At 70.9% G+C, this 26,142-nt stretch carries 27 protein-coding genes; 6 read left to right on the forward strand and 21 right to left on the reverse strand.

From position 1 onward, the window contains the following. The 20 genes from LY13_RS07045 to LY13_RS07140 all read right to left on the reverse strand — a co-directional run bounded on the left by LY13_RS07045 (position 1) and on the right by LY13_RS07140 (position 17,865). Positions 1-747 carry a TIGR03943 family putative permease subunit gene (locus LY13_RS07045; RefSeq protein ID WP_253827467.1) on the reverse strand — a complete coding sequence of 249 codons (747 nt, stop codon included), beginning with the start codon at positions 745-747 and terminating at the stop codon, positions 1-3. Then, positions 744-1,763 carry a permease gene (locus LY13_RS07050; RefSeq protein WP_253827468.1) on the reverse strand — a complete coding sequence of 340 codons (1,020 nt, stop codon included), beginning with the start codon at positions 1,761-1,763 and terminating at the stop codon, positions 744-746. The genes LY13_RS07045 and LY13_RS07050 overlap by 4 nt, the downstream gene beginning before the upstream one ends. A 39-nt stretch (positions 1,764-1,802) precedes the next feature. Beyond that, on the reverse strand, positions 1,803-2,213 hold the full coding sequence (locus LY13_RS07055) for a YbjN domain-containing protein (RefSeq protein ID WP_253827469.1): 411 nt from the start codon (positions 2,211-2,213) through the stop codon (positions 1,803-1,805). Further along, positions 2,210-3,064 (reverse strand): isoprenyl transferase, encoded by an 855-nt coding sequence (locus LY13_RS07060; protein ID WP_253827470.1) that lies wholly within the window; start codon positions 3,062-3,064, stop codon positions 2,210-2,212. Before LY13_RS07060 ends, LY13_RS07055 begins: the two co-directional genes overlap by 4 nt. A gap of 14 nt (positions 3,065-3,078) precedes the next feature. Continuing rightward, positions 3,079-4,038 carry a DNA repair protein RecO gene (recO, locus tag LY13_RS07065; RefSeq protein WP_253827471.1) on the reverse strand — a complete coding sequence of 320 codons (960 nt, stop codon included), beginning with the start codon at positions 4,036-4,038 and terminating at the stop codon, positions 3,079-3,081. A 79-nt stretch (positions 4,039-4,117) separates the two neighbouring features. Beyond that, positions 4,118-4,657 (reverse strand): RDD family protein, encoded by a 540-nt coding sequence (locus tag LY13_RS07070; RefSeq protein ID WP_253827472.1) that lies wholly within the window; start codon positions 4,655-4,657, stop codon positions 4,118-4,120. 337 nt (positions 4,658-4,994) lie between these two features. Beyond that, entirely contained in the window at positions 4,995-5,459 is a 465-nt protein-coding gene (locus LY13_RS07075) for a CD225/dispanin family protein (protein WP_253827473.1), read from the reverse strand. 88 nt (positions 5,460-5,547) lie between these two features. Beyond that, the gene (locus LY13_RS07080; protein ID WP_253827474.1) at positions 5,548-5,997 is read right to left on the reverse strand and encodes a DUF2752 domain-containing protein; all 450 of its coding nucleotides are present in this window, start codon (positions 5,995-5,997) and stop codon (positions 5,548-5,550) included. Next, positions 5,994-6,374: a CD225/dispanin family protein gene (locus tag LY13_RS07085; protein WP_253827475.1), complete on the reverse strand. Its 381-nt coding sequence runs from the start codon at positions 6,372-6,374 to the stop codon at positions 5,994-5,996. Before LY13_RS07085 ends, LY13_RS07080 begins: the two co-directional genes overlap by 4 nt. A gap of 111 nt (positions 6,375-6,485) precedes the next feature. Next, positions 6,486-7,409, reverse strand: a complete 924-nt coding sequence (era, locus tag LY13_RS07090; RefSeq protein ID WP_253827594.1) for a GTPase Era — start codon at positions 7,407-7,409, stop codon at positions 6,486-6,488. Positions 7,410-7,555: 146 nt separating this feature from the next. Then, positions 7,556-7,891 carry a cytidine deaminase-like protein gene (locus LY13_RS07095; RefSeq protein ID WP_253827476.1) on the reverse strand — a complete coding sequence of 112 codons (336 nt, stop codon included), beginning with the start codon at positions 7,889-7,891 and terminating at the stop codon, positions 7,556-7,558. Continuing rightward, on the reverse strand, positions 7,884-9,218 hold the full coding sequence (locus LY13_RS07100) for a hemolysin family protein (protein ID WP_253827477.1): 1,335 nt from the start codon (positions 9,216-9,218) through the stop codon (positions 7,884-7,886). Before LY13_RS07100 ends, LY13_RS07095 begins: the two co-directional genes overlap by 8 nt. After that, positions 9,215-9,766, reverse strand: a complete 552-nt coding sequence (gene ybeY / locus LY13_RS07105; RefSeq protein WP_253827478.1) for an rRNA maturation RNase YbeY — start codon at positions 9,764-9,766, stop codon at positions 9,215-9,217. The genes LY13_RS07100 and ybeY overlap by 4 nt, the downstream gene beginning before the upstream one ends. Beyond that, positions 9,763-10,878, reverse strand: a complete 1,116-nt coding sequence (locus tag LY13_RS07110; protein ID WP_253827479.1) for a PhoH family protein — start codon at positions 10,876-10,878, stop codon at positions 9,763-9,765. Before LY13_RS07110 ends, ybeY begins: the two co-directional genes overlap by 4 nt. Before the next feature lie 121 nt (positions 10,879-10,999). Beyond that, positions 11,000-11,383 carry a histidine triad nucleotide-binding protein gene (locus LY13_RS07115; RefSeq protein WP_253827480.1) on the reverse strand — a complete coding sequence of 128 codons (384 nt, stop codon included), beginning with the start codon at positions 11,381-11,383 and terminating at the stop codon, positions 11,000-11,002. A gap of 342 nt (positions 11,384-11,725) precedes the next feature. Next, entirely contained in the window at positions 11,726-12,523 is a 798-nt protein-coding gene (locus LY13_RS07120; RefSeq protein ID WP_253827481.1) for a 16S rRNA (uracil(1498)-N(3))-methyltransferase, read from the reverse strand. 2 nt (positions 12,524-12,525) lie between these two features. Next, complete coding sequence (dnaJ, locus tag LY13_RS07125; RefSeq protein WP_253827482.1) at positions 12,526-13,692, reverse strand: molecular chaperone DnaJ; 1,167 nt, start codon at positions 13,690-13,692, stop codon at positions 12,526-12,528. 55 nt (positions 13,693-13,747) lie between these two features. Then, complete coding sequence (gene hrcA, locus LY13_RS07130) at positions 13,748-14,773, reverse strand: heat-inducible transcriptional repressor HrcA (RefSeq protein WP_253827483.1); 1,026 nt, start codon at positions 14,771-14,773, stop codon at positions 13,748-13,750. A gap of 109 nt (positions 14,774-14,882) precedes the next feature. Beyond that, positions 14,883-16,382, reverse strand: coding sequence for a CoA-acylating methylmalonate-semialdehyde dehydrogenase (locus LY13_RS07135; protein ID WP_253827484.1), 1,500 nt, complete (start codon positions 16,380-16,382; stop codon positions 14,883-14,885). Between the two features lie 151 nt (positions 16,383-16,533). Beyond that, the gene (locus tag LY13_RS07140) at positions 16,534-17,865 is read right to left on the reverse strand and encodes an aspartate aminotransferase family protein (protein ID WP_253827485.1); all 1,332 of its coding nucleotides are present in this window, start codon (positions 17,863-17,865) and stop codon (positions 16,534-16,536) included. A gap of 109 nt (positions 17,866-17,974) precedes the next feature. Between LY13_RS07140 and LY13_RS07145 the strand changes: the two genes are divergently transcribed. From LY13_RS07145 to LY13_RS07170, 6 genes are all read left to right on the forward strand, one after another. Then, positions 17,975-19,630 carry a PucR family transcriptional regulator gene (locus tag LY13_RS07145; RefSeq protein ID WP_253827486.1) on the forward strand — a complete coding sequence of 552 codons (1,656 nt, stop codon included), beginning with the start codon at positions 17,975-17,977 and terminating at the stop codon, positions 19,628-19,630. Between the two features lie 36 nt (positions 19,631-19,666). Continuing rightward, positions 19,667-20,068, forward strand: coding sequence for an SSI family serine proteinase inhibitor (locus LY13_RS07150; RefSeq protein ID WP_253827487.1), 402 nt, complete (start codon positions 19,667-19,669; stop codon positions 20,066-20,068). A gap of 208 nt (positions 20,069-20,276) precedes the next feature. Then, positions 20,277-21,878, forward strand: a complete 1,602-nt coding sequence (locus tag LY13_RS07155; RefSeq protein WP_253827488.1) for an NCS1 family nucleobase:cation symporter-1 — start codon at positions 20,277-20,279, stop codon at positions 21,876-21,878. Next, entirely contained in the window at positions 21,829-22,671 is an 843-nt protein-coding gene (locus LY13_RS07160; protein ID WP_253827489.1) for a nitrilase-related carbon-nitrogen hydrolase, read from the forward strand. Before LY13_RS07155 ends, LY13_RS07160 begins: the two co-directional genes overlap by 50 nt. Before the next feature lie 13 nt (positions 22,672-22,684). Continuing rightward, the gene (gene hydA / locus LY13_RS07165; RefSeq protein ID WP_253827490.1) at positions 22,685-24,082 is read left to right on the forward strand and encodes a dihydropyrimidinase; all 1,398 of its coding nucleotides are present in this window, start codon (positions 22,685-22,687) and stop codon (positions 24,080-24,082) included. A gap of 11 nt (positions 24,083-24,093) precedes the next feature. Next, complete coding sequence (locus LY13_RS07170) at positions 24,094-25,092, forward strand: TIGR03842 family LLM class F420-dependent oxidoreductase (RefSeq protein ID WP_253827491.1); 999 nt, start codon at positions 24,094-24,096, stop codon at positions 25,090-25,092. Between the two features lie 173 nt (positions 25,093-25,265). Here the strand turns inward: LY13_RS07170 and LY13_RS07175 are convergent, their stop codons facing one another. Continuing rightward, complete coding sequence (locus LY13_RS07175; protein WP_253827492.1) at positions 25,266-26,075, reverse strand: siderophore-interacting protein; 810 nt, start codon at positions 26,073-26,075, stop codon at positions 25,266-25,268. Between the last annotated feature and the right edge of the window lie 67 nt (positions 26,076-26,142).

Genomic DNA, 26,142 nt, shown 5'->3' on the forward strand with positions numbered 1-26,142 from the left:
TCACGTCTCGTACGGCTCGTCGGGCCGGGGGATCTCCCGCAGGGTCCGCACGGCGAGGTCGGGGACGTAGTCGCGGGCGCGCGTGTCGTCGGCGGGCACCAGCCTGCCGGTGACCTCGACCCAGGTGCCCTGCGGCACCAGGTCGGCCCGCCCGCCGGTGAGTCCGGTGCGGACGGCGAACGCGTCGGCCGCGCAGCAACTGATGGTCAGTCTGGCCAGCTGCGGGCCGCCGGTGGTCCGGACGACGAAACCGGTGAGCCGCACGGTGCGTCCGTCGAGCGAGTCGTGCTCGTCCCAGCCGGCACGGTCGACGAAGTCGCCCACCGACAGCGACACGACGTCGCCGGGTGGGAGCGGGCCGAACTCCGTGTTGCCGGGTTCGGTGTTCTTCCTGGTCCGCAGCACCGAGTCGGCTCCGAGCGCCGGGGGCGCGACGAGCAGCACGGCGAGCACGGGCACGACGATCAGCCAGGCCGACCGCGCCGTGTGCTCGTGACCGCCCTCCCCCGCACACGCGTCCACCGGGCCGGAACGGTCACGGCCGGTGTCGCCGGCTGCCGCACGCGCGCCCGCCCGGACGTCCCGCACGATCGCCACACCCGCGAGCACGAGCACGACGAAGCCCGCACCGAACAGCCACGGCAGGTGGGAGGCCTTGACGTAGCGCAGGTAGTCGCCGGTGACGGCGATCTTCAGCAGCGCCCCGCCGAGCAGGAGCAGGAGGACGTTCTGGGTCTCCCGCTTCACCGGACACCTCCCAGGACGAGCAGCCCCGCCGCGACGGCGCATCCGATCGCCACGACGAACGTGACGGGCGCGAAACGCAGCGCGAACGCCCGCCCGAACGTGCCCGCCTGCAGGGCGAACAGCTTCGCGTCGATGGCCGGTCCCACGACGAGGAACACCAGCCGCGGCAGCAACGGCAACGCCGACAGCGATGCGGCGACGAACGCGTCGGCCTCGCTGCACAGCGACAGCACCACGGCGAGCACCGCCATGACCAGGATGCCGAGCACGATCTGCTCCCCGAGCGAGGAGAACCAGTCACCCGGGATCACCACACCGAAGACCGCGGCGACCACGGCACCCAGTACGAGGAAGCCTGCCGCGTCGACGAGGTCGGTCCTGGCGGTCTCGGCGAACACGCGCCACCGGTCGCGCCCCTCGGTGTCGGGCATCCGCCGCAACGCCCGTTCGGCGATCCACTCGAGTTTGCCCCAGCGCAGCCACAGCCAGCCCATGATCAGCGCCGTGGCGAGCGAACCCACGAACCGGGCGGCGACCATGGCGGGCTCTCCGGGGAAGGCCACGGCCGTCGACACGAGCACGATCGGGTTCACCGCGGGTGCGGCCAGCAGGAACGCCAGCGCCGCGGCCGGGGCGACACCCTGTCCGATCAACCGACGCGCCACCGGCACCGACGCGCATTCGCACCCGGCCAGCACCACGCCCGACATGCCGGCGACGCCGACGGCCGCCGAGTCCCGGCGTGGCAGCACACGGCGCAACGCCCGCGCGGGCACGAAGGCGGCGATCGCACCGCTCAGCAGCACGCCGAGCACGAGGAACGGCAGGGCCTGCACGCAGATCGCCACGAACACCGTCGCCGCCGTCTGCAGCACCGGAGCGTCGAAGGCCTCGCGCAGCAGGTCCTGCCCGAGGATCGCCAGCACCAGCAACGCGCACAGCACCTGCATCGAGGTGAGGCGCCACCGCCTGCCCGGCCGACCGGCCCGGCCCGTGCGATCGACAACGGTTTCCATTAGTGCGCCATCATGCCAGGCGCGGGCGTCGGGCCGTCCTCAGGCGTCGACGAGTTCCGAGCGCACCTGCGAGGCCGTCGAGACCACGAGCATCAGCAGCGTGCCGAGCGGACCCGGGTCCAGCCCCTGGGCGGGGAACGCGTACCGCAGTGTGACGTCCATGCCGCTCTCGTTGTGCACGATGCCGAGCGTGCCGAACAGGCCCTGTCCGGCGCGCTCGGCCACGACCGCGGCCAACTTCGGGTCGTCGGGCAGGTCCCACGCCACGACGCACGTCAGGCTCAGCACCAGCAGGCCGTCCGCCAACTGCATCGCCTGCACCACGCACGGCACCTCGGAGTGTTTGAACGTGAGCGTGCCGTCGTCGTCGACCTGCACGTCGAGGTAGTTCTCGAGCGCTTCCTTGGCGGCGGCGAGCAGTGCGGCGGTGTCGGCGGCCTCGGAGGTCATGCGGTGTCCTTCCCGGGTTCGGCGATGGTGTCGCTGGCGTCGGTGCCGTCGCTCTGGTCGACGGCGGCGCCGAACCGGCGGTCGCGCTTGGCGTACTCGAGGCACGCGTCCCACAGTTGGGTGCGGTCGAAGTCGGGGAACAGGGTGGATTGGAAGACGAACTCGGCGTAGGCCGATTCCCACAGCAGGAAGTTCGACGTCCGCAGTTCGCCGGAGGGCCGCAGGAACAGGTCCACGTCCGGCATCTCCGGCTGGTACAGGTACTTGGCGACGGTGCGCTCGTCGACCTTGTCGGGGTTGATCCGGCCCTCGGCGGCCAGCCGCGCGATCCGCCGCGCCGCGTCGCCGATCTCGGCGCGACCGCCGTAGTTGACGCACATGGTCATGTTCATGCGCGTGTTGTGCTTGGTCTTCTCCTCGGCGGCCTCGAGCTCCTTGATGACGCTCCGCCACAGCTTGGGCCTGCGGCCCGCCCAGCGGATGCGCACACCGATCGAGCCGAGGTAGTCCACCTGACGGCGGATCGTGTCGCGGTTGAAGCCCATCAGGAAGCGCACCTCGTCGGGGCTGCGCTTCCAGTTCTCCGTCGAGAACGCGTACACCGACAGCCACTTGACACCGAGTTCGACCGCGCCGCTCGCGACGTCGATCATCACCGACTCGCCGCGCTTGTGCCCTTCGATGCGGGGCATGCCGCGCTGGTTGGCCCACCGGCCGTTGCCGTCCATCACCAGGGCGACGTGGTTCGGCACCAGCTCCTGCGGGATCCGGGGCGGCCGTGCGCCCGACGGGTGCGGGTCAGGGGCCCGCACCTCCTGGATGCGTTCCGCTTCGCGAGCCTTCCGCCGCACCTGTCACCTCCGCCTCACCGGGCGCGCTGGCCCGTGCCGTGTCCGTCCACGCTCGTCGCAGCCGTCCCGGGCGCCGTTCCACCGGCCGCGGACGGCTCGCCGCCTGCGGCCGTGTCCCCGGCGTCCCCGCCACTGTCCGCGTCGCCGCTGTCCACGTGGCCGATGTCGGGGTCACCGATGTCCGGTTCGCCGCCGTCGGGATGCGGGTCCGACCCTAACGCGGCGGTCAGCGGTGCCTCGCGGGCACGGCGTTCCACGAACGGCAGGGACCGCAGTCGCCGTTCCAGGTGCCACTGCAGGTGCGCGGCGACGAGGCCGCTGACGTCGCGGCGCACGGTGTGGGTGCTGTCCTCGGCCAGAGGCCAGTCACCGTGCAGCAGTGCGGCCATCACGGCGAGCACCTCCGGTGCGGGATGCACGGAGCCGGGGATGCGGCAGCGCGGGCACAGCAGCCCGCCGGCCTGCACGTTGAACGCCGCGTGCGGACCGTGTTCGCCGCAGCGGGCGCATTCGGTGAGCGCGGGTTCCCAGCCGGCGAACGCCATGGCGCGCAGCAGGAACGCGTCGAGCACGAGCGACGGGTCGCGCTGCCCACCCGCGAGTGCGCGCAGGGCACCGACGACGAGGAGGTACAGCTTGAGCGCGGGCTCCTCCTCCTCGGCGGCCAGCCGGTCGGCGGTCTCCACGATGGCGGCGGCCGCCGTGTAGGCCTGGTAGTCGCCGACGATCGGCAGCGCGAAGGCGTCGACCGTCTGCACCTGGGTGACGACGTCGAGCGTGCGGCCCGTGTAGAACTGCACGTCGACGTGGCCGAACGGTTCGAGCCGTGCGCCGAACCGCGAGGTCGTCCGGCGCACGCCTTTCGCCACGGCGCGCACCTTGCCGTTGCGGCGCGTGAGCAGCGTGATGATGCGGTCGGCCTCACCGAGCTTGTGCACGCGCAGCACCACGCCGGTGTCCCGATACAAGCTCACCGGTACATGATCCCACGCCGCGCCGACACGCCGTCACCAACGGCGCCGAGGGGCCCCGGGCTCAGCACCTCACGGGGCGTCAGTACGCCGGTGCGTCCGGCTTCGTCGTGACGACGTACGTCTTGGCCGCCCGGTCATGCCAGCCGCGCCGACCGTCGACGTCGAACGCGGGCGAGAGCGCCAGTAGCGCCGCTCCGACCCACCCCAGATAGGGCACGATGCCGGTGAACGGAAGCAACAGGGCCCGTCCGATACCTGCGCCTGCACCGATACCACGGCGAACACCTGCGGCGACTGCTCGGTTGACGACCCGAACCCCCATGATCTTACGGCCCAGCGTCACGCCGCGCACGCTCAGCAACCAGGCCTCGTATCCGGTCAACACGAACGGGAGCCCCAGCATGTAGGCGAACGGCAGCATCTCGTCGGGTTCGAGATCCGCGAGTACCGGGTCGAGAGCGAATGCGAGCGGCACCACCACGGCGCTCACTCCCGCGGTCACGATCAGGACGTCGAGCAGTCGTGCGAGCAACCGCTGCGGCAGCGACGCCAGCTGCAACGGAGGTCCCTCCGCGAACCGGATCGCCGCGCCCGGTCGGAGAATGCCGGCTTCGCTCATTCCTCGGGGCGCGCCGGCCGGTGCGGGCGGCACGCCGCCGGGAAGCCCTGGAGCCTGCGTTCCCTGCAGGCCGCGTGAGGACCCGAAAGTCGGCTGCTGGGGCCGGGTGCACCGGGCCACTGACCCGGCTGACCCGGCTGCGGAGCGTATGGGACACCACGCTGTGAGCCGTCATGCCATTGACCAGGACCGGTCACTCGTCGCCCCTCTCTATCCACACCGGACTCGTCCACATCGGAGTCAGGCGGTGACGGCCTCGCACGGTGGGCGGACCGCACGGCCCGACTCCGAACACCGTCGGCGCAGGTCGCGCGGACCCGCGCCGACCGCCGGGAGATCAGTAGCCGTACGTGCCGACGTACGTGTCCACCGTGGCGATGGAGACGATGATCATGATGATCGTGATGGCCCAGCCGATGGCACCGATGATCGTCGCGATCATGCACATCGTCTTGGTGCTGTTCGAGGCCTCCTGTGCGGCGGGCAGGTTGCCCATCCGCATGTTCGACTTGACCTCGTTCGACTTGATGATCGCGAAGATCGCGAGCGGCCAGAACAGGAAGATGCAGCCGATCGCCCAGCCGAAGTAGTCCTTGATCTCCTGGCCCATGCCCGGCTGACCCATGCCCGGCTGGCCGTAGGGCTGGCCGAACTGGCCGGGCTGCTGACCGAACTGGCCCGGCTGCCCGTACGGCTGGGGCTGGCCCTGCGGCGGCTGGCCGAACTGGCCCGGCTGCTGAGCGGGCATACCGCCGGAGGGCGGCTGGCCGTACCCCTGCTGGTTTCCGTACGGATTGGTCATGGCGTGAGTCCTCCCCCGAACCGGGAACGTTGTTGCGCCGGGACTGTACCGCGCGGACCCGGCGCAACACGGTCGGACCCGACAACCGCTACACCGCCAGCGCGGAAAACGGACTTACCGGAATGTTCCGCACGACCAACCACAGCGCGATCACCACCCCCGCGGTGACCGGTGCGAACCGCAGGTCCTGCCAGCTCCGCACGCGACTGCCGCGCCAGCGACCGGCGGTCCACGCCACCAGGCTCCACAACAGCAGGCCCGAGGCGACGAGTGCGACGGCGTTGTACCGCACCGCGGCGCCGACATCGCCCTGCAGCAGGCTGGAGAGCATGCGCAGCGCGCCGCAGCCGGGGCACACGACACCGAACAGGGCCTTCGTCGGGCACACCGGAATGGGGCCACCCGGCGTCGTCGGCTCGGCCCACAGCACGGCGCACGAAGCGCCGACGACCAGGGCCGCGACGGCGGCGGGTGGACCCATCCTCCGCAGCCGCCCCTGCCGGGCCGACGTCGCCGGGGCGGGGTCGGCCGGAATCACGTGGGCGTGACCTCGTCGAGGGACAGGCCGATGATCAACAGGGCGACGACCGCGAACAGGATGTAGAGGGCGAAGAAGATACCCATGCTGATCGCCGACCACATCGCCCACTTCTTGGCCTGGTCGGCGGACTCCTGCGCCTCGGCGTACAGGCCCTGGGACCAGAGCGTCGTGACCTGGTTCGCCTTGACGATCGACACGATCCCGAGCGGCAGACAGCACAGGATGGTCGTGAGGATGCCCCACACCAGGTGGTTCTCGGGCGGAGGCGGCGGATACCCGTACCCGGGCGGCCGGCCGTACGCCGGCGGATACCCGTACTGCGGATACGGCTGCTGCGGGTAGTCACCCGGATACGGCGGATACGGACCCGACACTGTCCCCTCCTCGACACGGCGCCGCCCCGCACTCCCCGCGAGGCGACGGCGGGCCGAGGCTACCCGACCACGGTCGCCGCGCGTCGGCGAATGCCCGCGGTCGTGGGCGGATCAGAAGCCCAGGCGACCCAGTTGTTTCGGATCCCGCTGCCACTCCTTGGCCACCTTGACGTGCAGGTCGAGATAGACCTTCGAGCCGAGGAGCGCCTCGATGTGCTTGCGGGCGTTGGCGCCGACCTGCTTGAGCCTGCTCCCCTTGTGCCCCAGCACGATGGCCTTCTGGCTCGGCCGTTCGACGAACAGGTGCGCGTAGATGTCGACCATGTCGTCGCGGCCCTCGCGCGGGATCATCTCCTCGACCGTGACGGCGATCGAGTGCGGCAGTTCGTCCCGCACGTCCTCCAGCGCGGCCTCGCGGATGAGCTCGGCGACGAGCCGCTGTTCCGGTTCGTCGGTCAGGTCCCCGTCCGGGTACAGCTGCGGGCCCTCGGGCAACTGACTCACCAGCACGTCCGCGACCGTGTCGACCTGGTAGCCGCTGGTGGCGGACACCGGCACGAGGTCGGCCAGCTCCATGACCTGCTGCAGCTCGAGCAGCTGCTCGGCGACGACCTCGGGTTTGACGAGGTCGGTCTTCGTGACGATCCCGACGACGGGCGTGCGCCGCGCGACCTTGGCCAGTTCCGCCGCGATGTACTTGTCGCCGGGGCCGATCTTCTCGCCCGCGGGTACGCAGAACCCGATCACGTCCACTTCGGACCACGTGGCACGCACGACGTCGTTGAGGCGCTCCCCCAACAGTGTGCGCGGCCGGTGCAGACCCGGAGTGTCCACAATGATCAGCTGGGCGTCGTCGCGGTGCACGATGCCGCGCACCGCGTGCCGCGTGGTCTGCGGCTTGTTCGACGTGATCGCAATCTTCGTACCGACGAGCGCGTTCGTCAGCGTCGACTTTCCCGCGTTGGGCCGTCCCACGAAACAGGCGAATCCCGACCGGTGCTCGGGAGGGGTCTCCCGCCAGCCCGTGTCCTCGATCCCGGCCGCCCGCAGCTTCGCGGCCAGGTCGTCACCGTCCGTCACGTCCGCGGCGCCGTCACCGGGGCTGTCGTCGGCGGGGCCGTGGTGGCCGGGGCTGTCGTCCCTAGGGCCGTCGTCGCCGGGGCCGTGGTCGCCGGACTCCGTCACCGGAGGATCTCCTGCACATCCCCGGCGAGGTCGGCGCGCAGGACCGGAGCGTCGGCCGTCAGGTCACGTACGGCGTGCACCGACGCCTCCGCCACGAGCGGTTCCGCCGTCACCACGGCCGCCGCCTCGAGCCCCTCGGCCCCGCTCGACACCGCCGCCGCGACCGCGGCCTGCACCGCCGTGAGTGTCACCGACGGCAGGTCGACGGTCGCCGCGGCGTACGTCCGCCCGTCGGTGTCGCGCACCGCGGCACCCTCGGCGGCCTGGATCCGCGCCCTCGTCGAGCGGGCCAGGATGACGAGCTTCTCGTCCTCCGGGTCGAGGTCAGGCATGTTCGACGCTCCTATCGCTGTCGCTCTCGTCGCTTCCGTTGGTGCACTGGGGCCGGTCGGCGTTCTCGTCGGTGGACCGCACGACGACCGTGGTGATCCTCATCCGGCCACGGCGGTCCTTGCCGCCCTCGGCGCGCAGCCGCAGTTCGCCGATCTCCGCCTCGGCTCCCGGCAGCGGCACGCGGCCCAGGCGCTGCGCCATCAGCCCGCCGACCGTCTCGACGTCGTGGTCGGAGAGGTCGACGTCGAACAGTTCGCTCAGGTCGTCGACGCCCAGTCGCGCGGACACCCGCACCGCGCCGTCGTCCAGCTCCTCGACGTCGGGGCGTTCCTCGGTGTCGGACTCGTCGGTGATGTCCCCGACGATCTCCTCGAGGACGTCCTCGATCGTCAGCAGCCCGGCCGTGCCACCGTACTCGTCGACCGCGATCACCAGGTGGTGCCGGGAGACCTGCATCTCCTTGAGCAGACTGTCGAGCCGCTTCGAGTCGGGCACGAACGCAGCCGGGCTCATGACGCCCGAGACCGGCCGGGCGTTGCCACCGTCGGCCATCGCGGCCTGCACCAGGTCCTTCAGGTTCACCACGCCGACGACGTCGTCGGCCGTGTCACCGATGACGGGCAGCCGGGTGAACCCGGTGCGCATCGACAACGCCAGCGCCTGGCGCACGGTCTTGCTCTGCTCGATCCACACGATCTCGGTCCGCGGCACCATCACGCCGCGGGCCACGGTGTCGCCGAGTTCGAACACCGAGTGGATCATCTCCCGCTCGTCGGTGCCCACGACGCCGCGTTCGCCCGCGAGGTCGACGAGCTCGCGCAACTCGGCCTCGGTGGTGAACGGGCCTTCACGGAATCCCTTGCCGGGGGTGATCGCGTTGCCGACCGCGATGAGCAGCCTGCTCAGCGGCCCGAGGATCTTTCCCAGGACGCGCACCGGGCCGGCCACGACCAGCCCGACGCGGTAGGGATGCTGCCTGCCGATCGTGCGCGGGCCGACCCCGACCAGCACGTAGCTGACGACCACCATGACCACGCCCGCCCCGGCGACGGCGAACCAGTCCTGCTGGAACCACCGGATACCGACGACCGTGACGAGCACGGTGGCCGTCAGTTCGCAGGCCAGCCGGAGCAGCATGAGCAGGTTGATGTGCCTGCTGCGTTCGCCGATGACGGCCACGAGCTGGCGCGCGCCGGTGCGGCCCGCCCGGACCATGCCCTCGGCACGGGCCTGCGACACCGCACTCACCGCGGAGTCGGCCGCGGCGAACACCCCGCCCAGCAGTACCAGCACGACGGCCAGCAGCAGGGCCGCGGTACTGCTCACGGCGTCTCCTGGTTCGTCCCTCCGTCGAGCCCGGCCGCGCCGAGCAGACGGTCGTCGACACTCCGCTGCGCTTCCCGTCGGGACTCCTCCACCTGCGCGGCCTGGAAGTCGGTGAGGATGCGGTTCTGCAGGCCGAACATCTCGCGTTCCTCGGTGGGCTCGGCGTGGTCGTACCCGAGCAGGTGGAGCGTGCCGTGCACCGTCAGCAGGTGCAGCTCGTCCATCAGCGAGTGGCCCGCCTTCTTGGCCTGGTCACGCGCGAAGGCCGGGCACAACACGATGTCGCCGAGCAGTGCGGACGTGTCGTCCGGCGCGTCGGGCCTGCGGGTGCCCTCCATCTCGTCCATGGGAAAGGCCATGACGTCGGTCGGCCCCGGCAGGTCCATCCACCGCTCGTGGAGGTCCTCCATCACGTCGAGGTTCACCAGCAGCACCGACAACTCGGCGAGCGGGCTCACCTCCATCCGGTCCAGTGCGAACCGGGCCGCCGACACGATCGACTCCTCGTCGACGCCGACGCCGGACTCGTTGGCGATTTCGATGCTCACGCGCGATCCTCGCTGTGCTTGCCGTTGCCCGCGGCCCCGTCACGGCCGCGCCCCTCGCGACCGCCGTCACCGGGCCTGCCCGCGGCGCCCGAGCCGGACGTCTCGCCCGCCTCGGCGTCCTGCGTGGCCTGCCACTTCTCGTAGGCGTCCACGATGTCGCCGACGAGCTTGTGCCGGACGACGTCGGTGCTGGTCAGTGTCGAGAAATGCAGGTCGTCGACGCCCTCGAGGATCTCGCGCACGATCCGCAGTCCGCTGCGCTGTCCTCCCGGCAGGTCGACCTGTGTGATGTCGCCGGTCACGACGACCTTCGACCCGAACCCGAGCCGGGTCAGGAACATCTTCATCTGCTCGGGCGTGGTGTTCTGCGCCTCGTCGAGGATCACGAACGCGTCGTTGAGCGACCGGCCGCGCATGTAGGCGAGCGGGGCGATCTCGATCGTGCCCGCCTGCGTCAGCCGCGGGATCGACTCCGGGTCCACCATGTCGTGCAGCGCGTCGTACAGCGGCCGCAGGTACGGGTCGATCTTCTCGTTGAGCGTGCCGGGCAGGTAGCCGAGCCGCTCCCCCGCTTCGACGGCCGGGCGCGTGAGGATGATGCGGTTGACCTGCTTGGCCTGCAGCGCCTGGACGGCCTTCGCCATCGCCAGGTACGTCTTGCCGGTACCGGCGGGACCGATACCGAAGACGATCGTGTGCTGGTCGATGGCCTCGACGTAGCGCTTCTGGTTCAGCGTCTTCGGCCGGATCGTGCGCCCGCGCCGCGACACGATGTCCATGCTCAGGACCTCGGCGGGCGACTCCGCGTTGCCCGCCGACAACATGCCGACGGTGCGGCGCACCGCGTCCGGGCCGAGCTGCTGCCCCTTCGACGCCAGCGTGACGAGCTCGCTCAGCGCACGCTCGGCGAAGGCGATCTCGGCGGGCTCGCCGGTCAACGTGACCTCGTTGCCCCGGACATGCACATCGGCGTCGAGCAGTTCCTCGATGACGCGCAGGTTCTCGTCGCTCGACCCGAGCAGCGCCAGAGTGGCCGCGTCGGGAATGGGGAACTTCGAGCGTGCCTGGTCGCCGCCGGTCTCGGGGCTCTGCTGCGGAACGGTTCCGGCCACGTGGCCTCTGGCCTGCCTTCTGCACTCGTCGTGCCGGTCGATAACGGATGTCTGCCTGTCATGCTAACGGCCGCACCGGCTCGACGGCTCCCGGATTCCGGGACGCCCCACCGCCGGTGGGTCAGCCCGCGTCGGGCCCGCCGGCATAACGCCCGAACTGGCCGAGCTGTTCCCCGCCCAGCACGTGGGCGTGCACGTGGAAGACGGTCTGCCCGGCGTCGGCGCCGGTGTTGAACACGACGCGGTAGCCGCTGTCGGTGAGGCCGTCGAGTTCGGCGACCCGGTGCGCGGTCGCGATCACGTCCGCCAGCAGCGCAGGATCGGCGGCCGCGAGCTCGCCGACGTTGCGGTAGCGGGTCTTCGGCACGACGAGCACGTGGGTGGCCGCCTGCGGCGAGATGTCGCGGAACGCCAGCGTGGTGTCGGTCTCGTGGACGATGTCGGCGGGGATCTCGCGCGCGATGATCCGTTCGAACAGGGTTTCCGACGGGTCGGACTCAGTCATGCGGGAACTGTAGCGGGCCGGGTTCGGAGGCCGGGGCGGCCGGAGGGCGGCAGGCGGGTCGAACGGCGCGGACACGTCCGGAAGCGGAATCTCGGGCGGCTCATCGGACGAGACGTCGCCCGCGGAGTGGTCCGGTGACCGAAACACCGCGGCGCAGGTGGAACGTGGGGGACGCGCGCCACCCGCGCCGCGGCTCCGCCGGGCCGAGGGGGAGGTGCCCGGCGTGGTCTCGGCAGATCGACCGCATGCAGGTGATCCGATCGATCGTTAACCAGCGTAACTGTTTCCGCGCGAACGAGCGACCGCCTCGACCGCTCGTCGAGTGGTCGTATCGGTGAGCGGTCACCAACGTGCGGTCAGCGCGCCGAGTGTGCCGAGTGCCACCGCGCCCGCGGTCGACGTCCGCAGCACGGTCGGGCCGAGGCGCACGCCGACGGCCCCCGCGGCCGTGAGTGCCGCCAGTTCCTCGCCGGTGACGCCGCCCTCCGGCCCGACGATCAGATACAGCTCGCCGTGTTCCGGCAGCGGAAGGTCCTTCAGCCCCGCCTCGGCGGTGGCTTCCAGCAGGTAGGCGCCCTCCGCGTCGGCCACACGCGCGGCGAGTCCGGCGGTGTCGACCGGGTCGGGCACGTCCGGCACCCGGCCGCGCCGGGCCTGTTTCGCCGCGGACCGTGCCGCCGTGCGCCACCGGGCGAGCGCCTTCGCACCCCGGGGCCCGTCGTCCCAGCGCGCGACGCTGCGGGCGGCGCGCCACGGCAGTACCGCGTCGGCACCGGCCTCGGTGGCCAGTTCGACGGCGAGCTCACCACGGTCGCCCTTCGCCAGCGCCTGCACGACGGTGACCCGCAGTCGCGGCGGCGGATCCTCGCGCCTGCCGTGCACCGTCACCTCGAGCGAGGGGTGCCTGCCCGGCGTGACGGTGTCGACGACGCAGTCGGCGAGCCCGCCCGCGCCGTCGGACAGCGTCAGCCGTTCGCCCGCGCGCGTGCGGCGCACGGTCACGGCGTGCCGCGCCTCCTCGCCGTCGAGCACGGCGTGGTCCCCCGGCGGGATCGCGTCGACCAGGAAGACCGGCGGTGTCGACTCCGGCGCCGGCGCCTGGCGTCCGGTGTCACCGCCGGCGTCACCACCGCCGGCCACGGTCACTTCTTGGCGCGCAGCTTGGAGAACAGGCCACCGCGGTGCGCGCTGCTGCCCGCGAGCTCGGGCGCCTCCTCGCCACGCAGCTTCGCGAGCTGCCGCAGCAGGTCCGCCTGCTCCTCGTCCACCTTCGACGGCACGACGACGTCGACGTGAACGTGGAGGTCACCGCGGCCGTCGACCCGGCCGGACGAGCGCAGCCGCGGCATGCCCTTACCGGTGAACACCAGCTCGGTCTCCGGCTGCGTACCCGGTTCGATCTCGACGTCGACCTCGCCGTCGATCAGCGTCTCGAGCGGCACGGACGCACCGAGTGCCGCGCTCGTCATCGGGATCCGGAGCCGGCAGTGCAGATCGTTGCCCTGGCGCTCGAAGACCTCGTTGGGCTCTTCGTCGACCTCGACGTACAGGTCGCCCGCGGGACCACCGCCCGGTCCGACCTCGCCCTGTCCGGACAGCCGGATGCGCATGCCGTCGCCGACGCCTGCCGGGACCTTCGCCGTGACGTTGCGCCGGGCGCGGACGCGGCCGTCGCCGCTGCACTTCCGGCACGGGTCGGTGATCGTCTCGCCGAGGCCCTGGCACGCGGGGCACGGCCGGGCCGTGACGACCTGGCCGAGGAACGAGCGCTGCACCGACTGCACCTCGCCCTGGCCGCCGCACGTGTCGCACGTGGCGACCGAGCCGTTCTCACCCATGCCCGCACCGCGGCACTCGTCGCACAGCACAGCCGTGTCGACGGCGATCTCCTTGTCGATACCCGTCGCGCACTCTTCGAGCGTCAACCGCAGCCGGATCAGCGCGTCGGAACCGGGCTGCACCCGGCTGCGAGGTCCGCGGCCCCGGCCGCCGCCCGCGGCCGCGCCGAAGAAGGCGTCCATGATGTCGCCGAGCCCGCCGAAGCCGCCGAAGGGGTCGCCGCCACCACGGGCACCGCCCGCACCGGCGCCACCGTCCATCGGGTCACCGCCCAGGTCGACGACCTTGCGCTTCTGGGGATCGGACAGCACCTCGTACGCCGTCGTGACCTCGCCGAACTTCTGTTGCGCGTCCTCGGACGGGTTGACGTCGGGGTGCAACTCACGCGCGAGCTTGCGGTAGGCCCGCTTGATCTCCTGGTCGCTCGCGTCCTTCGACACGCCCAGAATTCCGTAGTAGTCCCTCGCCACCGTTTCGACGTCCTCCTAGTACCGCACCTGTCACCCGGACGGCTGTCATCGCGGATCAGCCGCCGGCCAGGATCCGGCCCACGTAATTGGCCACCGCGCGTACCGCGGCGATCGTCCCGGGGTAGTCCATCCGTGTCGGACCGACCACGCCCATGCCACCCAGCAACAGATCGTCGGACCCGTACCCGATCGACACGACCGACGTGCTCCGCATCTGCGCGTCCTCATTCTCCTCACCGATGCGCACCGTGACCGAACCGGGGTTGCGGGCGGCCGCGAGCAGCTTCAGCACGACGACCTGTTCCTCGAGCGCTTCGAGCACCTCACGCAGCGAATCGGGAAAGTCCGCGACGCTGTTGGTCAGGTTCGCCGTCCCCCCGAGCACCAGACGGTCCTCGGGGTCCTCGACCAGGGATTCCACCAGCGTCGTCGCCACCCTGGTCATCACGTCGCGCAGCTCCGGCGGGCCCTGCTCCGGCAGGTCCGACACCTTCGCCGCCGCGTCCGCCAGTTTACGTCCCGCCAGCGCGTTGTTGAGCTGGTCGCGCAGCAGCGCCACGGATTCCTCGCCGAGGACGTCGCCGAGGTCGACGTTGCGCTGGTCGACCCGCCCGGTGTCGGTGATCAGCACGAGCATCAGCCGCGCCGACGTGAGCGGCACGACCTCGACGTGCCGCACGGTCGAGTTGGTCAGCGTCGGGTACTGGACGACGGCGACCTGCCGTGTCAGCTGGGCCAGCAGGCGCACCGACCGACGCAGCACGTCGTCGAGGTCGCTCGCGCCGTCCAGGAACCGGTGGATGGCCCTGCGCTCGGCGGTGGAGAGCGGTTTGATCTCCGAGAGCCGGTCCACGAACAGCCGGTACCCCTTGTCGGTGGGGATTCGGCCCGCGCTCGTGTGCGGCTGGGTGATGTACCCGTCCTCTTCCAGGGACGCCATGTCGTTGCGCACCGTGGCGCTGGAGACACCCAGGTTGTGCCGGTCGACCAGAGCCTTGGAACCGACCGGCTCCTGCTCGGACACGTAGTCGGCGACGATCGCGCGCAACACCTCGAACCGCCGCTCGTCCGCGCTGGCCACCGAGCACCTCCTCGCCCGTCGGGGAACCGGTCGGCCCGGCGGCGCACCCGCCGGGGCGACCGGAGCCTCTCATCCCTCCGAGTTTACGGTGCCCGAACCGCCGAGCGGATCACGTGTTTCCGGGGAATCGCAGGTTGACACCGCCTGCCGCGGCGGTCGACGGGGACGGCCAGCGGGTGGTGACGACCTTGCGGCGCGTGAAGAAGTGGAAGCCCTCGGGACCGTAGGCGTGGCTGTCGCCGAACAGCGAGTCCTTCCAGCCGCCGAAGCTGTAGTAGCCGACCGGCACCGGGATGGGCACGTTGACGCCGACCATGCCGACCTCGACGTCGCGCGTGAACCGGCGGGCGGCCGCGCCGTCGCCGGTGAACACGGCGGTGCCGTTGCCGTAGTGACCGGCGTTGATCAGGTCCAGCGCCGCGTCGAGCGAGTCCACCCGCACCACCGACAGCACCGGGCCGAAGATCTCGTCGGTGTAGATCGACATCTCCGGGCGGACGTGGTCGAACAGGGTGGGGCCGAGCCAGAACCCGTCGCCGTCGATGCCGGTCTCGCGGCCGTCGACGGCCAGCGTGGCGCCTGCCTCGGCGCCCGCGTCGATGTAGGAGGCGACCCGTTCCCGGTGCGCGGCCGTGACCAGGGGACCCATCTCCGACTCCGGCTCCCTGCCGTCGCCGACCCTCAGGCTGCGCATCCGCTCGGTGATCTTTGCCACGAGCTCGTCGCCGATCGGGTCGACCGCGACGACGACCGACACGGCCATGCACCGCTCCCCCGCCGAGCCGAAGCCCGCCGACACCGCCGCGTCGGCCGCACCGTCGAGGTCGGCGTCGGGCAGCACCGCCATGTGGTTCTTCGCGCCGCCGAGGGCCTGGCACCGTTTGCCCGCGGCGGTCGCCGTCTCGTACACGTACCGCGCGATGGGGGTGGACCCGACGAACGAGACGGCCTCCACCTCGGGGTGTTCGAGCACCGCGTCGACCGCGACCTTGTCGCCGTGGACCACGTTCAGCACGCCGTCGGGCAGACCGGCCTCGGCCAGCAGTTCCGCGATGAGCAGCGACGCCGACGGGTCCTTCTCGCTGGGCTTGAGGACGACGGTGTTGCCGCAGGCGATCGCATTGGGCACGAACCACAGCGGCACCATCACCGGGAAGTTGAACGGCGAGATCACGCCCACGACCCCGAGCGGCTGAGGCGTCGAATGCACGTCGACGCCCGTCGAGGCGTTCTCGCTGAACTCGCCTTTCAGCAGCTGCGGCGCGCTGCAGGCGTACTCGACGTTCTCCAGCGCACGGGCCACCTCGCCCGCGGCGTCCGAGACGACCTTGCCGTGCTCGGCGGTGATCAGCCGGGCGAGGTCGTCCTGCCGCTCCGCGAGCAGCTCACGGAACCGGAACAGCACCCGCGAGCGACCCGCGAGCGAGGTGTCCCGCCACGCCGGGAAGGCCGCGGCGGCGGCGCGCACGGCCTCGTCGACCTCCGCGGGGCCCGCGAAGTCCACGTGGGCCTGCACCGTGCCGGTGGCCGGGTCGAACACCTCCCCGGTGCGCTCGGCGGTTCCGGTCCACGGCTTGCCCGCGATCCGGTGGGTGATGTGCTCGGTCACGGTGTACTCCTCGGCGTTCGTCGAGTGCGGTGTTCGTGTCGGGTGCGCTGGTCGGGTCGGGTGTGCCGGTCGGGGTGTCGTCGCGTGCGCCGCGGTCGGGCGTGCGGGCGCTCGGCGGGCTGTGGGACGCCTGCGCCCGCGCCCGCCCGGCTCACGCCGCGGCGATCGACTCGCCGAGGATGCCGAGCGCTTCGGTGGTCTCCTCGTCGGTGAGCGTCATGGGCGGGGCGAGGCGGAGCACGTTGCCGTGCAGGCCGCCCTTGCCGATGAGCAGGCCACGCGCCTTGGTCTCCTCCAGGACACGGCCCGCCGCGGCGGCGTCGGGCTCCTCGCCACCGGGCCGCACCAGTTCGACGCCGATCATGAGGCCCTTGCCCCGGACGTCGCCGACCAGGTCGTGGCGGCCCTGGATCTCCCGCAGGCCCGCCATCAGCGTGGCGCCCTGTTTGGCGGCGTTGCCCTGCAGGTCGTGGTCGAGCACGTAGTCCAGCGTCGCCTGCGCCCCCGCGGTGGCCACGGGGTTGCCGCCGAACGTCGAGATCGAGTTCGCCCCGAGGCAGTCCATGATCTCGCCCCGCGCGACGACACCGCCGATGGCGAGACCGTTGCCCAGGCCCTTGGCGAACGTCATGACGTCGGGCGTGACGCCGTGCGCGTCGATGCCCCAGAAGTGCTCGCCGGTGCGGCCCCAACCGGTCTGGACCTCGTCGGAGATCAGCAGGATGCCGTGTTCGTCGAGCACCTCCTTGAACGCGCCGAACATGCCGTCGGGCGGCGTGGAGAACCCGCCGACGCCCTGGATGGGCTCGGCGATGAGGGCGGCCACGTCGCCGGAGGTGGTGGTGCGCAGCACGTCGCGCAGGTCGTCGGTGCAGGCGCGGATGTAGCCTGCGTCGTCGAGTCCGGAGAACGGGCCGCGATACCGGTAGCCGCCGTGCACGTAGCTGACCTTCACCGGCGACAGCGAGCTGGCCGACCAGCCGCGGTTGCCGGTGATGCCGACCGTGCCGAACGCCCTGCCGTGGTAGGAGTTCCGCAGGGCCAGGATCTGGTTGCTGCGCCGGTACTGCGTGGCGAGCATGAGCGCGGTCTCGTTGGCCTCGGTCCCGGAGTTGGTGAAGAACACCTTCGCGTCGGGGATTCCGGAGAGCTCGGCGATGCGCTCGGCGAGTTCGACCTGCTTGCGGATCAGGTACAGCGTCGAGGTGTGCAGCACGCCCGTGTCGAGCTGCCGCCGCACCGCGTCGGAGATCTCGGCGACGTCGTAGCCGATCGCGTTGGTGAGGATGCCCGCGAAGAAGTCGAGGTAGGTCCGGCCGTCGCCGTCGGTGACCCGCCTGCCGCCTGCGCTCGCGATCTCGATCGGCTCGTCGTAGTAGAGCGACATCCAGTCCGGCAGCACGGCGCGGTGCCGGTCCAGCAACGGGCGGTCCGACTGGGGGCGCTCGGGCGGGTGGCTCTGCGGCACGTCCGGTTCCGTCATGACTTCGAGTCTCGGGGCGCCACCGGTTCCGGGGCCACACACAATCTGTACGGACTCCCCTCGCGGCCCGTACAGTCTGCCGTTCCGGCAGGTCCCTCGTGGAGGTGACATGTATCCGACGGTCGGCGACGTACTCGCACTGCCCGTGATGCGACAGGGCGGCCCGCATGTGGTGGCGGGCGCCGACGGCCTCGACGCTCCGGTGCGGTGGGTCCACGTCGCCGAGATCGCCGAGATCGCGCCGCTGCTGAAGGGCGGCGAGCTGGTGCTCACCACCGGGGTCGCGTTACCGGACGACGACGCGGCGCTGGCCCGCTACGTCGACGACCTGGCCGCCGTGGGCGTGGTGGGTGTGGTCGTCGAACTCGTGCGGCACTGGCACGACCGGCTGCCCCAGGCGCTGGTCACCGCGGCGGACAAGCACCGGCTGCCGTTGGTGACGCTCTCGCGGGAGACGCGGTACGTCACCGTCACCGAGGCGGTCAACGGGCTCATCGTCGACGCCCAGGTCGACGAACTGCGTGCGGCGGCACAGGTGCACGAGACGTTCACGGAGCTGACCGTTGCGGGTGCGGAACCGCACGTGGTGCTGCGCGAGGTGGCACGGCTGACCGGGCACGCCGTCGTGCTGGAGACGCTCGCCTACGAGGTCCTGGCCTACGACGCCGCGGGCACCGACCCCGCCGAACTGCTGTCCGACTGGCAGGCCCGGTCACGACGGGTGCGGACGGGCGAGCGCACGGGATACGACCGTGCCTCGGGCAGGCTGGTGGCCGTCGTCGGCGCGCGCGGTCGCGACTGGGGGCGGCTGGTGCTGTTGTGCGGGCAGCAGCCGCCGCACCGGCACGTCGTGGTGGCCGAACGCGCGGCGTCGGCGCTCGCGGTGCACCACCTGCTCGCGGCCGGGGGCGACAGCCTGGAGCGGCAGGCCCACCGCGACGTGCTCCGGCAGCTGCTCGCCGCGCCGTCGACGGTCACGCCGCTGGCCGAGCTGGTCGCCCGTGCCGAAGCGCTGCACGTGCCGCTGGCGGGCCATCGGCTGATCGGCGCCGCGATCCGGCCCCGGCTGTCGGACCTGCCCGGTCCGCCGACGGCCGCCTCCACCGGACCGCTGCTGCGGGACCTCGCCGAGGCCACGGCCCTCGCGACCCGTCGTGCCCGGGTCGCCGCGCTGGTCGCCGACCTCGACGGCGTCGGGGTGCACGTGCTGCTGTCCCTGTCGCCCCGGGCCGACACGGACGCGGTGCTGCGCCGCCTCGCCGGTGAGGTGCGACAGGCGAAACAGGCGGTGCCGCTCGTGCTGGCCGTCGGCACCGCGGTGGAGACGGCCGCCGACGCGGGCCGCAGTCTCGCCGAAGCGGGGCACGTCGCTTCGGCCGCTCTGCACCGTGACGGGCGGCCGCCCGCCGGGTACCACCGGCTCGACGACGTGCGCCTGCACGGTCTGCTGCACCTGTTGTCCGACGACGACCGGCTCGCCGCGTTCGCCCGGCGCGAGCTCGGCCCCCTGCTGGCCAAGGACGCCGCGTCCGGGAGCCGCCTCGTCGAGGCGCTGCGCCGGTTCTGCGACCACGGCGGCAACAAGTCGGCGGCGGCCGCGGCGTCCCACACCTCACGCACGGCGTACTACCAGCAGCTGGCACGGATCGAGCAGGCGCTCGACGTCTCGCTCGAGGACCCGGAGTCACTCGTCTCGTTGCACGTGGCCCTCCTGATCCACGACGTCCTGGTCCTATCGGGGGACAACGACCACTCGACGGGGTAACACAGTCGAGCCGCCGAACCTGCCGATAGTCGGGGCATGCGTCAGTTCAGCGCCCGCTTGCCCCGAACCGTCACGGCCGCCGCATGCACGCTCGCGGTACTCACCCTGGGCGGCCAGGCGGCCGCCGCGCCGCCGGAGTCGTCCCTGGCCCTGTCGTTGCGGCACAGTGACGGCACGGTCGCCTTCACGCAGCTGCTGTGCGACCCGGCAGGCGGTTCGCATCCCACGAGCGCCCAGGCCTGCGCAGCACTCGACGAGGCGGGAGGCGAGCCCGCGGCCCTCGACTCCACCCGGCCCGGCACCGCGTGCCCCATGATCCACGCACCCGTCCGCGCCTCCGCGCACGGACACTGGCAGGGCGAACCGGTGCACTTCACGACGACGTACAACAACGGCTGCCTCGCCGACGTCGAGTCCGGCGGCGTGTTCGGCTTCTGAGGCCGGTGACCGGCGGCGTGTCCCCGTGACGCCGGCACCCACCGCCGCCGGTGCCGGTCGGACCCGATATTCTGTTTCGGCACGGTTTCGGCCGTGCTGTTGCGCGTGTTTCCGCGCTTCGCGCAATCGACATTCTGTCGCCGCGACCACACATCTTTGAACACTCTGCCAATCCCTGCCGTCGTGCCACGGCGCGCACGATGCGCCAATGGCGCCGACGACCGCACAACTCCGCCACCCGGACGGCCGGGTGGAACTCCGCGATCCGTCGTCACTTCACGGAAGCCGGTTCTTCAACGACGAACTAGCCCCGGTACCCGTCGAGCGACGAACCTGGACCACGTACAACTACTTCGCGCTGTGGAACGGAATGGCGTTCAACCTTCCGTCCTATCTGCTCGCCTCCGGCCTGATCGCCATCGGCATGAACTGGGTGCAGGCATTCATGACGATCGCGATCGGCAACGTGATCGTCCTGCTGCCGATGTTGCTCAACAGCCACGCGGGAACGAAGTACGGCATTCCGTTTCCCGTGTTCGCCCGCGCCTTTTTCGGCATTCGCGGTGCGAACCTCGCCGCCTTGGCGCGCGGGCTCGTGGCCTGTGGCTGGTTCGGGATCCAGACCTGGGTCGGCGGGCAGGCCGTCTTCGTGATCCTGGGGAAACTGCTCGGTGACGGCTGGACGGGCGCGACCGAGTTCTACGACCAGCCGTGGACCCTGTGGCTGTGTTTCGCGGCGTTCTGGGCGCTGCAGATGGCCATCATCTGGCGCGGCATGGAGGCCATCAAACGGCTCGAGAGCTGGGCCGCACCGCTGGTCACCGTCGGTTTCGTCATCCTGCTGATCTGGATCCTGATCAAGGCGGGCGGCTTCGGCCCGATCTTCTCGCAGGAGTCGCAGCTCGGCTGGGGTACGGAGTTCTGGTCGGTGTTCGCCCCGTCCCTGACCGGCATGATCGCGTTCTGGGCCACGCTGTCGCTGAACATGCCGGACTTCACGCGCTTCGGCCAGGGCCAGCGCAAGCAGGCCTGGGGCCAGGTACTCGGGCTGCCGACGACGATGTCGTTCATCGCGATCATGTCGATCATGATCACGTCCGGCGGTATGGTGGTCTACGGCGAGGCCATCTGGGACCCGGTCGAACTGGCCAGCCGCTTCGACTCCCCGATCGTCGTGATCGCCGCGCTGCTCGGCATCGTGCTCGCCACCATCACCACCAACCTCGCGGCGAACACGGTCAGCCCGTCCTACGACTTCTCCAACGCGTTCCCGCGCCGCATCAGCTTCCGCATGGGCGGGCTCATCACCGGCGTCATCGGCGTCGTGATCCAGCCGTGGCGGCTCATCTCGGATCCGAGCATCTACATCTACGCGTGGCTGGGTTTCTACGGCGGGGTGCTCGCGACCATCGCCGGCGTCCTCGCCGCGGGGTACTGGGTCCAGGCCCGCCGGACACTGTCGCTGACCGATCTGTTCGCCGACGGGAGCGGGCGCTACTGGTTCACGCACGGCTGGAACTGGCGGGCACTCGTGGCCACGGTCGTCGGGGCGGTGTTCGCCGTCGGCGGCGCGTACTCCGCGCCGGGCGAGGGACCGTTCCCCGCCGACGGTCTCATTCCGATTCTGCAACCCCTCTACGACTACAGCTGGGTCGTGGGCCTCGTCGCCGCGTTCCTGGCATTCCTCGCCCTCTCGCTGCCCGGTCGCAGCGGGTCGGTCGATCCCCAGTCGCACAACCCGATTCCGGAGGAGGAGACAGGTGAACGAAGTGGTGAGGGCCGCCCTGGTCCAGCAGCGGTGGACCGGTGACAAGGATTCGATGATCCAGGCGTCCGTCGACGCCATCGCCTCGGCGGCCTCGCAGGGCGCACAGGTCGTGTGCCTGCAGGAACTGTTCTACGGGCCGTACTTCTGTCAGGTGCAGGACACGGAGTACTACTCCTACACCGAGGCCGTTCCCGACGGTCCGACGACCCGGCTGATGCAGGAGGTCGCCGAGCGGCACGGCATCGTCGTGGTCGCACCGATGTACGAGCAGGAGCAGCCCGGCCTGCTGTACAACACGGCCGCGGTGATCGACGCCGACGGCACCTATCTGGGCAAGTACCGCAAGAACCACATCCCACAGGTGAAGGGTTTCTGGGAGAAGTTCTACTTCCGTCCCGGCAACACCGGTTACCCCGTGTTCGACACGGCGGTCGGCCGGATCGGCGTGTACATCTGCTACGACCGGCACTTCCCGGAAGGCTGGCGGGCGCTGGGCCTCGCGGGCGCGAAGATCGTGTTCAATCCGTCCGCCACGAGCCGCGGCCTGTCGCAGTACCTGTGGCATCTCGAACAGCCCGCCGCGGCCGTGGCCAACGAGTACTACGTCGGCGCGATCAACCGGGTCGGCGTGGAACCGTTGGGCGACAACGATTTCTACGGCCAGACCTACTTCGCCGACCCGCGGGGCCAACTGGTCGGGGACGCGGCGTCGGACACCGAGGACGAGGTCGTCGTGCGGGACCTGGACATGAGCAAGCTCGCCGAGGTCCGCAACCTGTGGGCGTTCTACCGCGACCGCAGGCCCGACTCGTACGACTCGCTGGTGAAACCCTGAGGAGGCCGATCCGATGCGCACTCTCATCAAGAACGGCACCGTGCTCAGCACGACCGGGGCCGTGACCGCCGACGTACTCGTCGACGGCGAGACGATCGCCGCCGTGACCGCCCCCGGCATGCTGGCCGAACAGAACGTCGGGTTCGACGCCGAGTTCGACGCCAGGGGCAAGTACGTCATGCCCGGCGGGATCGACGCCCACACGCACATGGAAATGCCGTTCGGCGGCACGTTCTCGGCCGACACGTTCGAAACGGGAACCCGCGCCGCGGCGTGGGGCGGAACCACGACGATCATCGACTTCGCCGTCCAGCCCAAGGGCAACTCGCTGTTGTCCACACTGGACACCTGGCACGAGAAGGCCGACGGCGACTGCGCGATCGACTACGGCTTCCACATGATCGTCTCCGACGTCAACGACGCCACGCTCAAGGAGATGGAGTCCTGCGTGGCGGCGGGCGTGAGCAGTTTCAAGATGTTCATGGCCTATCCCGGCGTCTTCTACTCAACCGACGGCGAGATCCTGCGCGCGATGAACAAGGCCGCCGACATCGGCGGCACGATCGCGATGCACGCCGAGAACGGCATCGCCATCGACGAGCTCGTCGCCCAGGCGCTCGCCCAGGGCCGGAGCGAGCCGTACCAGCACGGTGTCAACCGGCCGCCGGAACTGGAAGGCGAGGCGACGTCGCGGGCGATCACGCTGGCCAAGGTCACCGGTTCGCCGCTGTACATCGTGCACCTGTCGGCCGCGCAGGCATTGTCGGCCGTGGCCGAGGCACGAGACGAGGGCCAGAACGTCTTCGCGGAGACGTGTCCGCAGTACCTGTATCTGTCCATCGAAGACCTCGGCAAGCCGGACTTCGAGGGCGCGAAGTACGTGGCCTCTCCCCCGCTGCGCGAGAAGCACCACCAGCCCGACCTGTGGCGGGGACTGCGCACCAACGACCTCTCGGTGGTCTCCACCGATCACTGCCCGTTCTGCTTCAAGGATCAGAAGGAGCTCGGCCGCGGCGACTTCACCAAGATCCCGAACGGCATGCCCGGCGTGGAACACCGGATCGACCTGCTGCACCAGGGCGTGGTGGCAGGCGAGATCTCGCTCGCCCGCTGGGTCGAGGCCTGCTCGACGACGCCGGCGCGCATGTTCGGGCTGTACCCCCGCAAGGGGGTGATCGCGCCGGGCGCCGACGCCGACATCGTCATCTACGACCCGGCGGCCGAGCAGACGATCTCGGCCGAGACGCATCACATGAACGTGGACTACTCCGCGTACGAGGGCATGACGATCACCGGCCGGTGCGAGACCGTGCTCTCCCGCGGCAGCGTGGTCGTCGATCGTGGCACCTACCACGGCCGCCCCGGCCACGGCCGGTTCCTCGAACGTGACCTGTGCCAGTACCTGAACTGAGAGGAGCGGGTGTGGAGTTCGGAGTGGTGCTGCAGACCGACCCGCCCGCGCGGGACGTCGTGCGGCTGGCGAGCCTGGCCGAGGACGAGGGATTCCGCTACGGGTGGACGTTCGACTCGGTGGTGCTGTGGCAGGAACCGTTCGTCATCTATTCGCAGATCCTGGCCGCGACGTCGTCGATGACGGTCGGGCCGATGGTGACCAGTCCCGGCACCCGCGACTGGTCGGTCCTGGCCTCGTCGTTCGCGACGCTCAACGAGATGTACGGCAACCGGACGGTGTGCGGCATCGGCCGTGGGGATTCGGCCCACCGCGTCATCGGCAAGCCTCCGTCCACATTGGCCACGCTGCGGGACTGTATGGCCACCGTGAAGGATCTGGCCGAGGGTCGGGAAACGACCTTGCACGACACCGCGGTGCGCATCCCGTGGGTATCGGGCGGCAGGCTCGAGATGTGGATGGCCGGGTACGGGCCGAAGGCGCTGCAGACCGTCGGGCAGCACGCCGACGGCTTCATCCTGCAGTGTGCCGACCCGGCCATCGCGCGGTGGACGATCGGTGCCGTCCGCGACGCGGCGAGCGCGGCGGGCCGCGACCCGGAGGGCATCAGGATCTGTGTCGCGGCACCGGCGTACGTCGGTGACAACGTGGCGCATCAGCGGGAACAGCTGCGCTGGTTCGGCGGCATGGTCGGTAACCACGTCGCCGACCTCGTCGCCCGCTACGGCGACTCCGGCCCCGTGCCGCGCGAGTTGACCGAGTACATCGCGGCGCGGGAGGGCTACGACTACGCCCACCACGGCCGGGCGGGCAACCCGTCGACCGATTTCGTCCCCGACGAGATCGTCGATCGATTCTGCCTGACCGGTCCCGCCGAGGCCCATGTGCAACGGCTGGAGGAACTCGCCGAGCTGGGGGTCGACCAGTTCGCCGTCTACCTCATGCACGACCGGAGGGAGGAGACGCTGCGGTCCTACGGCCGCGACGTCATCGGCAAGCTCGCAGCCTGATCCGGCGTTTCCCGAGTGTCGTTCCGACAGCGGCCCCGCTGTCGGAACGACACTCGATCACCGACGTCGACCGACGGTGACGTCCGCCGTGGACACGGTCGTCGCCGTGCGGCCCGCCGGCGCAGCCGACTCGGCCAGGACCGCAGAACGGGCCGCCGCGGGGTCCGCCGTCGTCAGCCCGCGGCGGCCTCCTCGGCCGCGCGCTCGGCGGCCTTCTCCTCACGCCATGTCTCGTCGTCGGCACCGCGCCGCCAGTATCCGGAGATCGACACCCGATCGCGGTCGATGCCGTGCTCGCGCAGCAGGTACCGGCGCAGGTCCCGCACGAAGCCCGCCTCGCCGTGCACGAAGGCGTGGACGTCGCCTGCCGGGAACTCGAGCTCGCGCACCGCGGCGGCGAGGTCGTCGGAGCGGGAGCGGTGCAGCCAGCGCACCTGCGCGTCGGCCTTGGTGACGAGCGGCAGGTGGTCGTTCTCGTCCTCGACCAGCACGAACACCCGGGCGTCGGCACCGTCCGGCATCGCCTCGAGCGCGTTCGCGATGGCGGGCAGCGCGCTCTCGTCTCCGACGAGCAGGTGCCAGTCGGCGTCGGCCGACGGCGCGTAACCACCGCCGGGGCCGACCAGCAGGACCTCGTCCCCCTCGGTCAGCCGCGCGGCCCACGGGCCCGCCAGCCCGCGGTCGCCGTGGTGGACGAAGTCGAGGACGAGTTCGCGCGCCTCCGGGTCGAATCCCCGCACGGTGTAGGTCCGCATCCGGGGCCGGTGCTCGGCCGGCAGATCCGCCAGGTCGAGCGGATGCGGGTACGTCACGCCGTCGGGGGCGAACAGCACCTTGACGTAGCTGTCGGTGCACGTGTTCGGCTCGAACGCGGCCAGTCCCTCGCCGCCGCAGACCACGCGAATCAGGTGTGGCGTGAGGCGTTCGGTGCGGCGCACCTCCGCCCGCATCACCGGCCTGCTGCGACCTCGCTTGTCGGCCATCCGTGCGCTCCTCACCTACGTCGTTCCCCTCCGAAGTAAGGCTACCCTTACGCCCGTTCGGCCGCAC

Source organism: Prauserella aidingensis (assembly GCF_024171865.1).
GTDB lineage: Bacteria > Actinomycetota > Actinomycetes > Mycobacteriales > Pseudonocardiaceae > Prauserella > Prauserella aidingensis.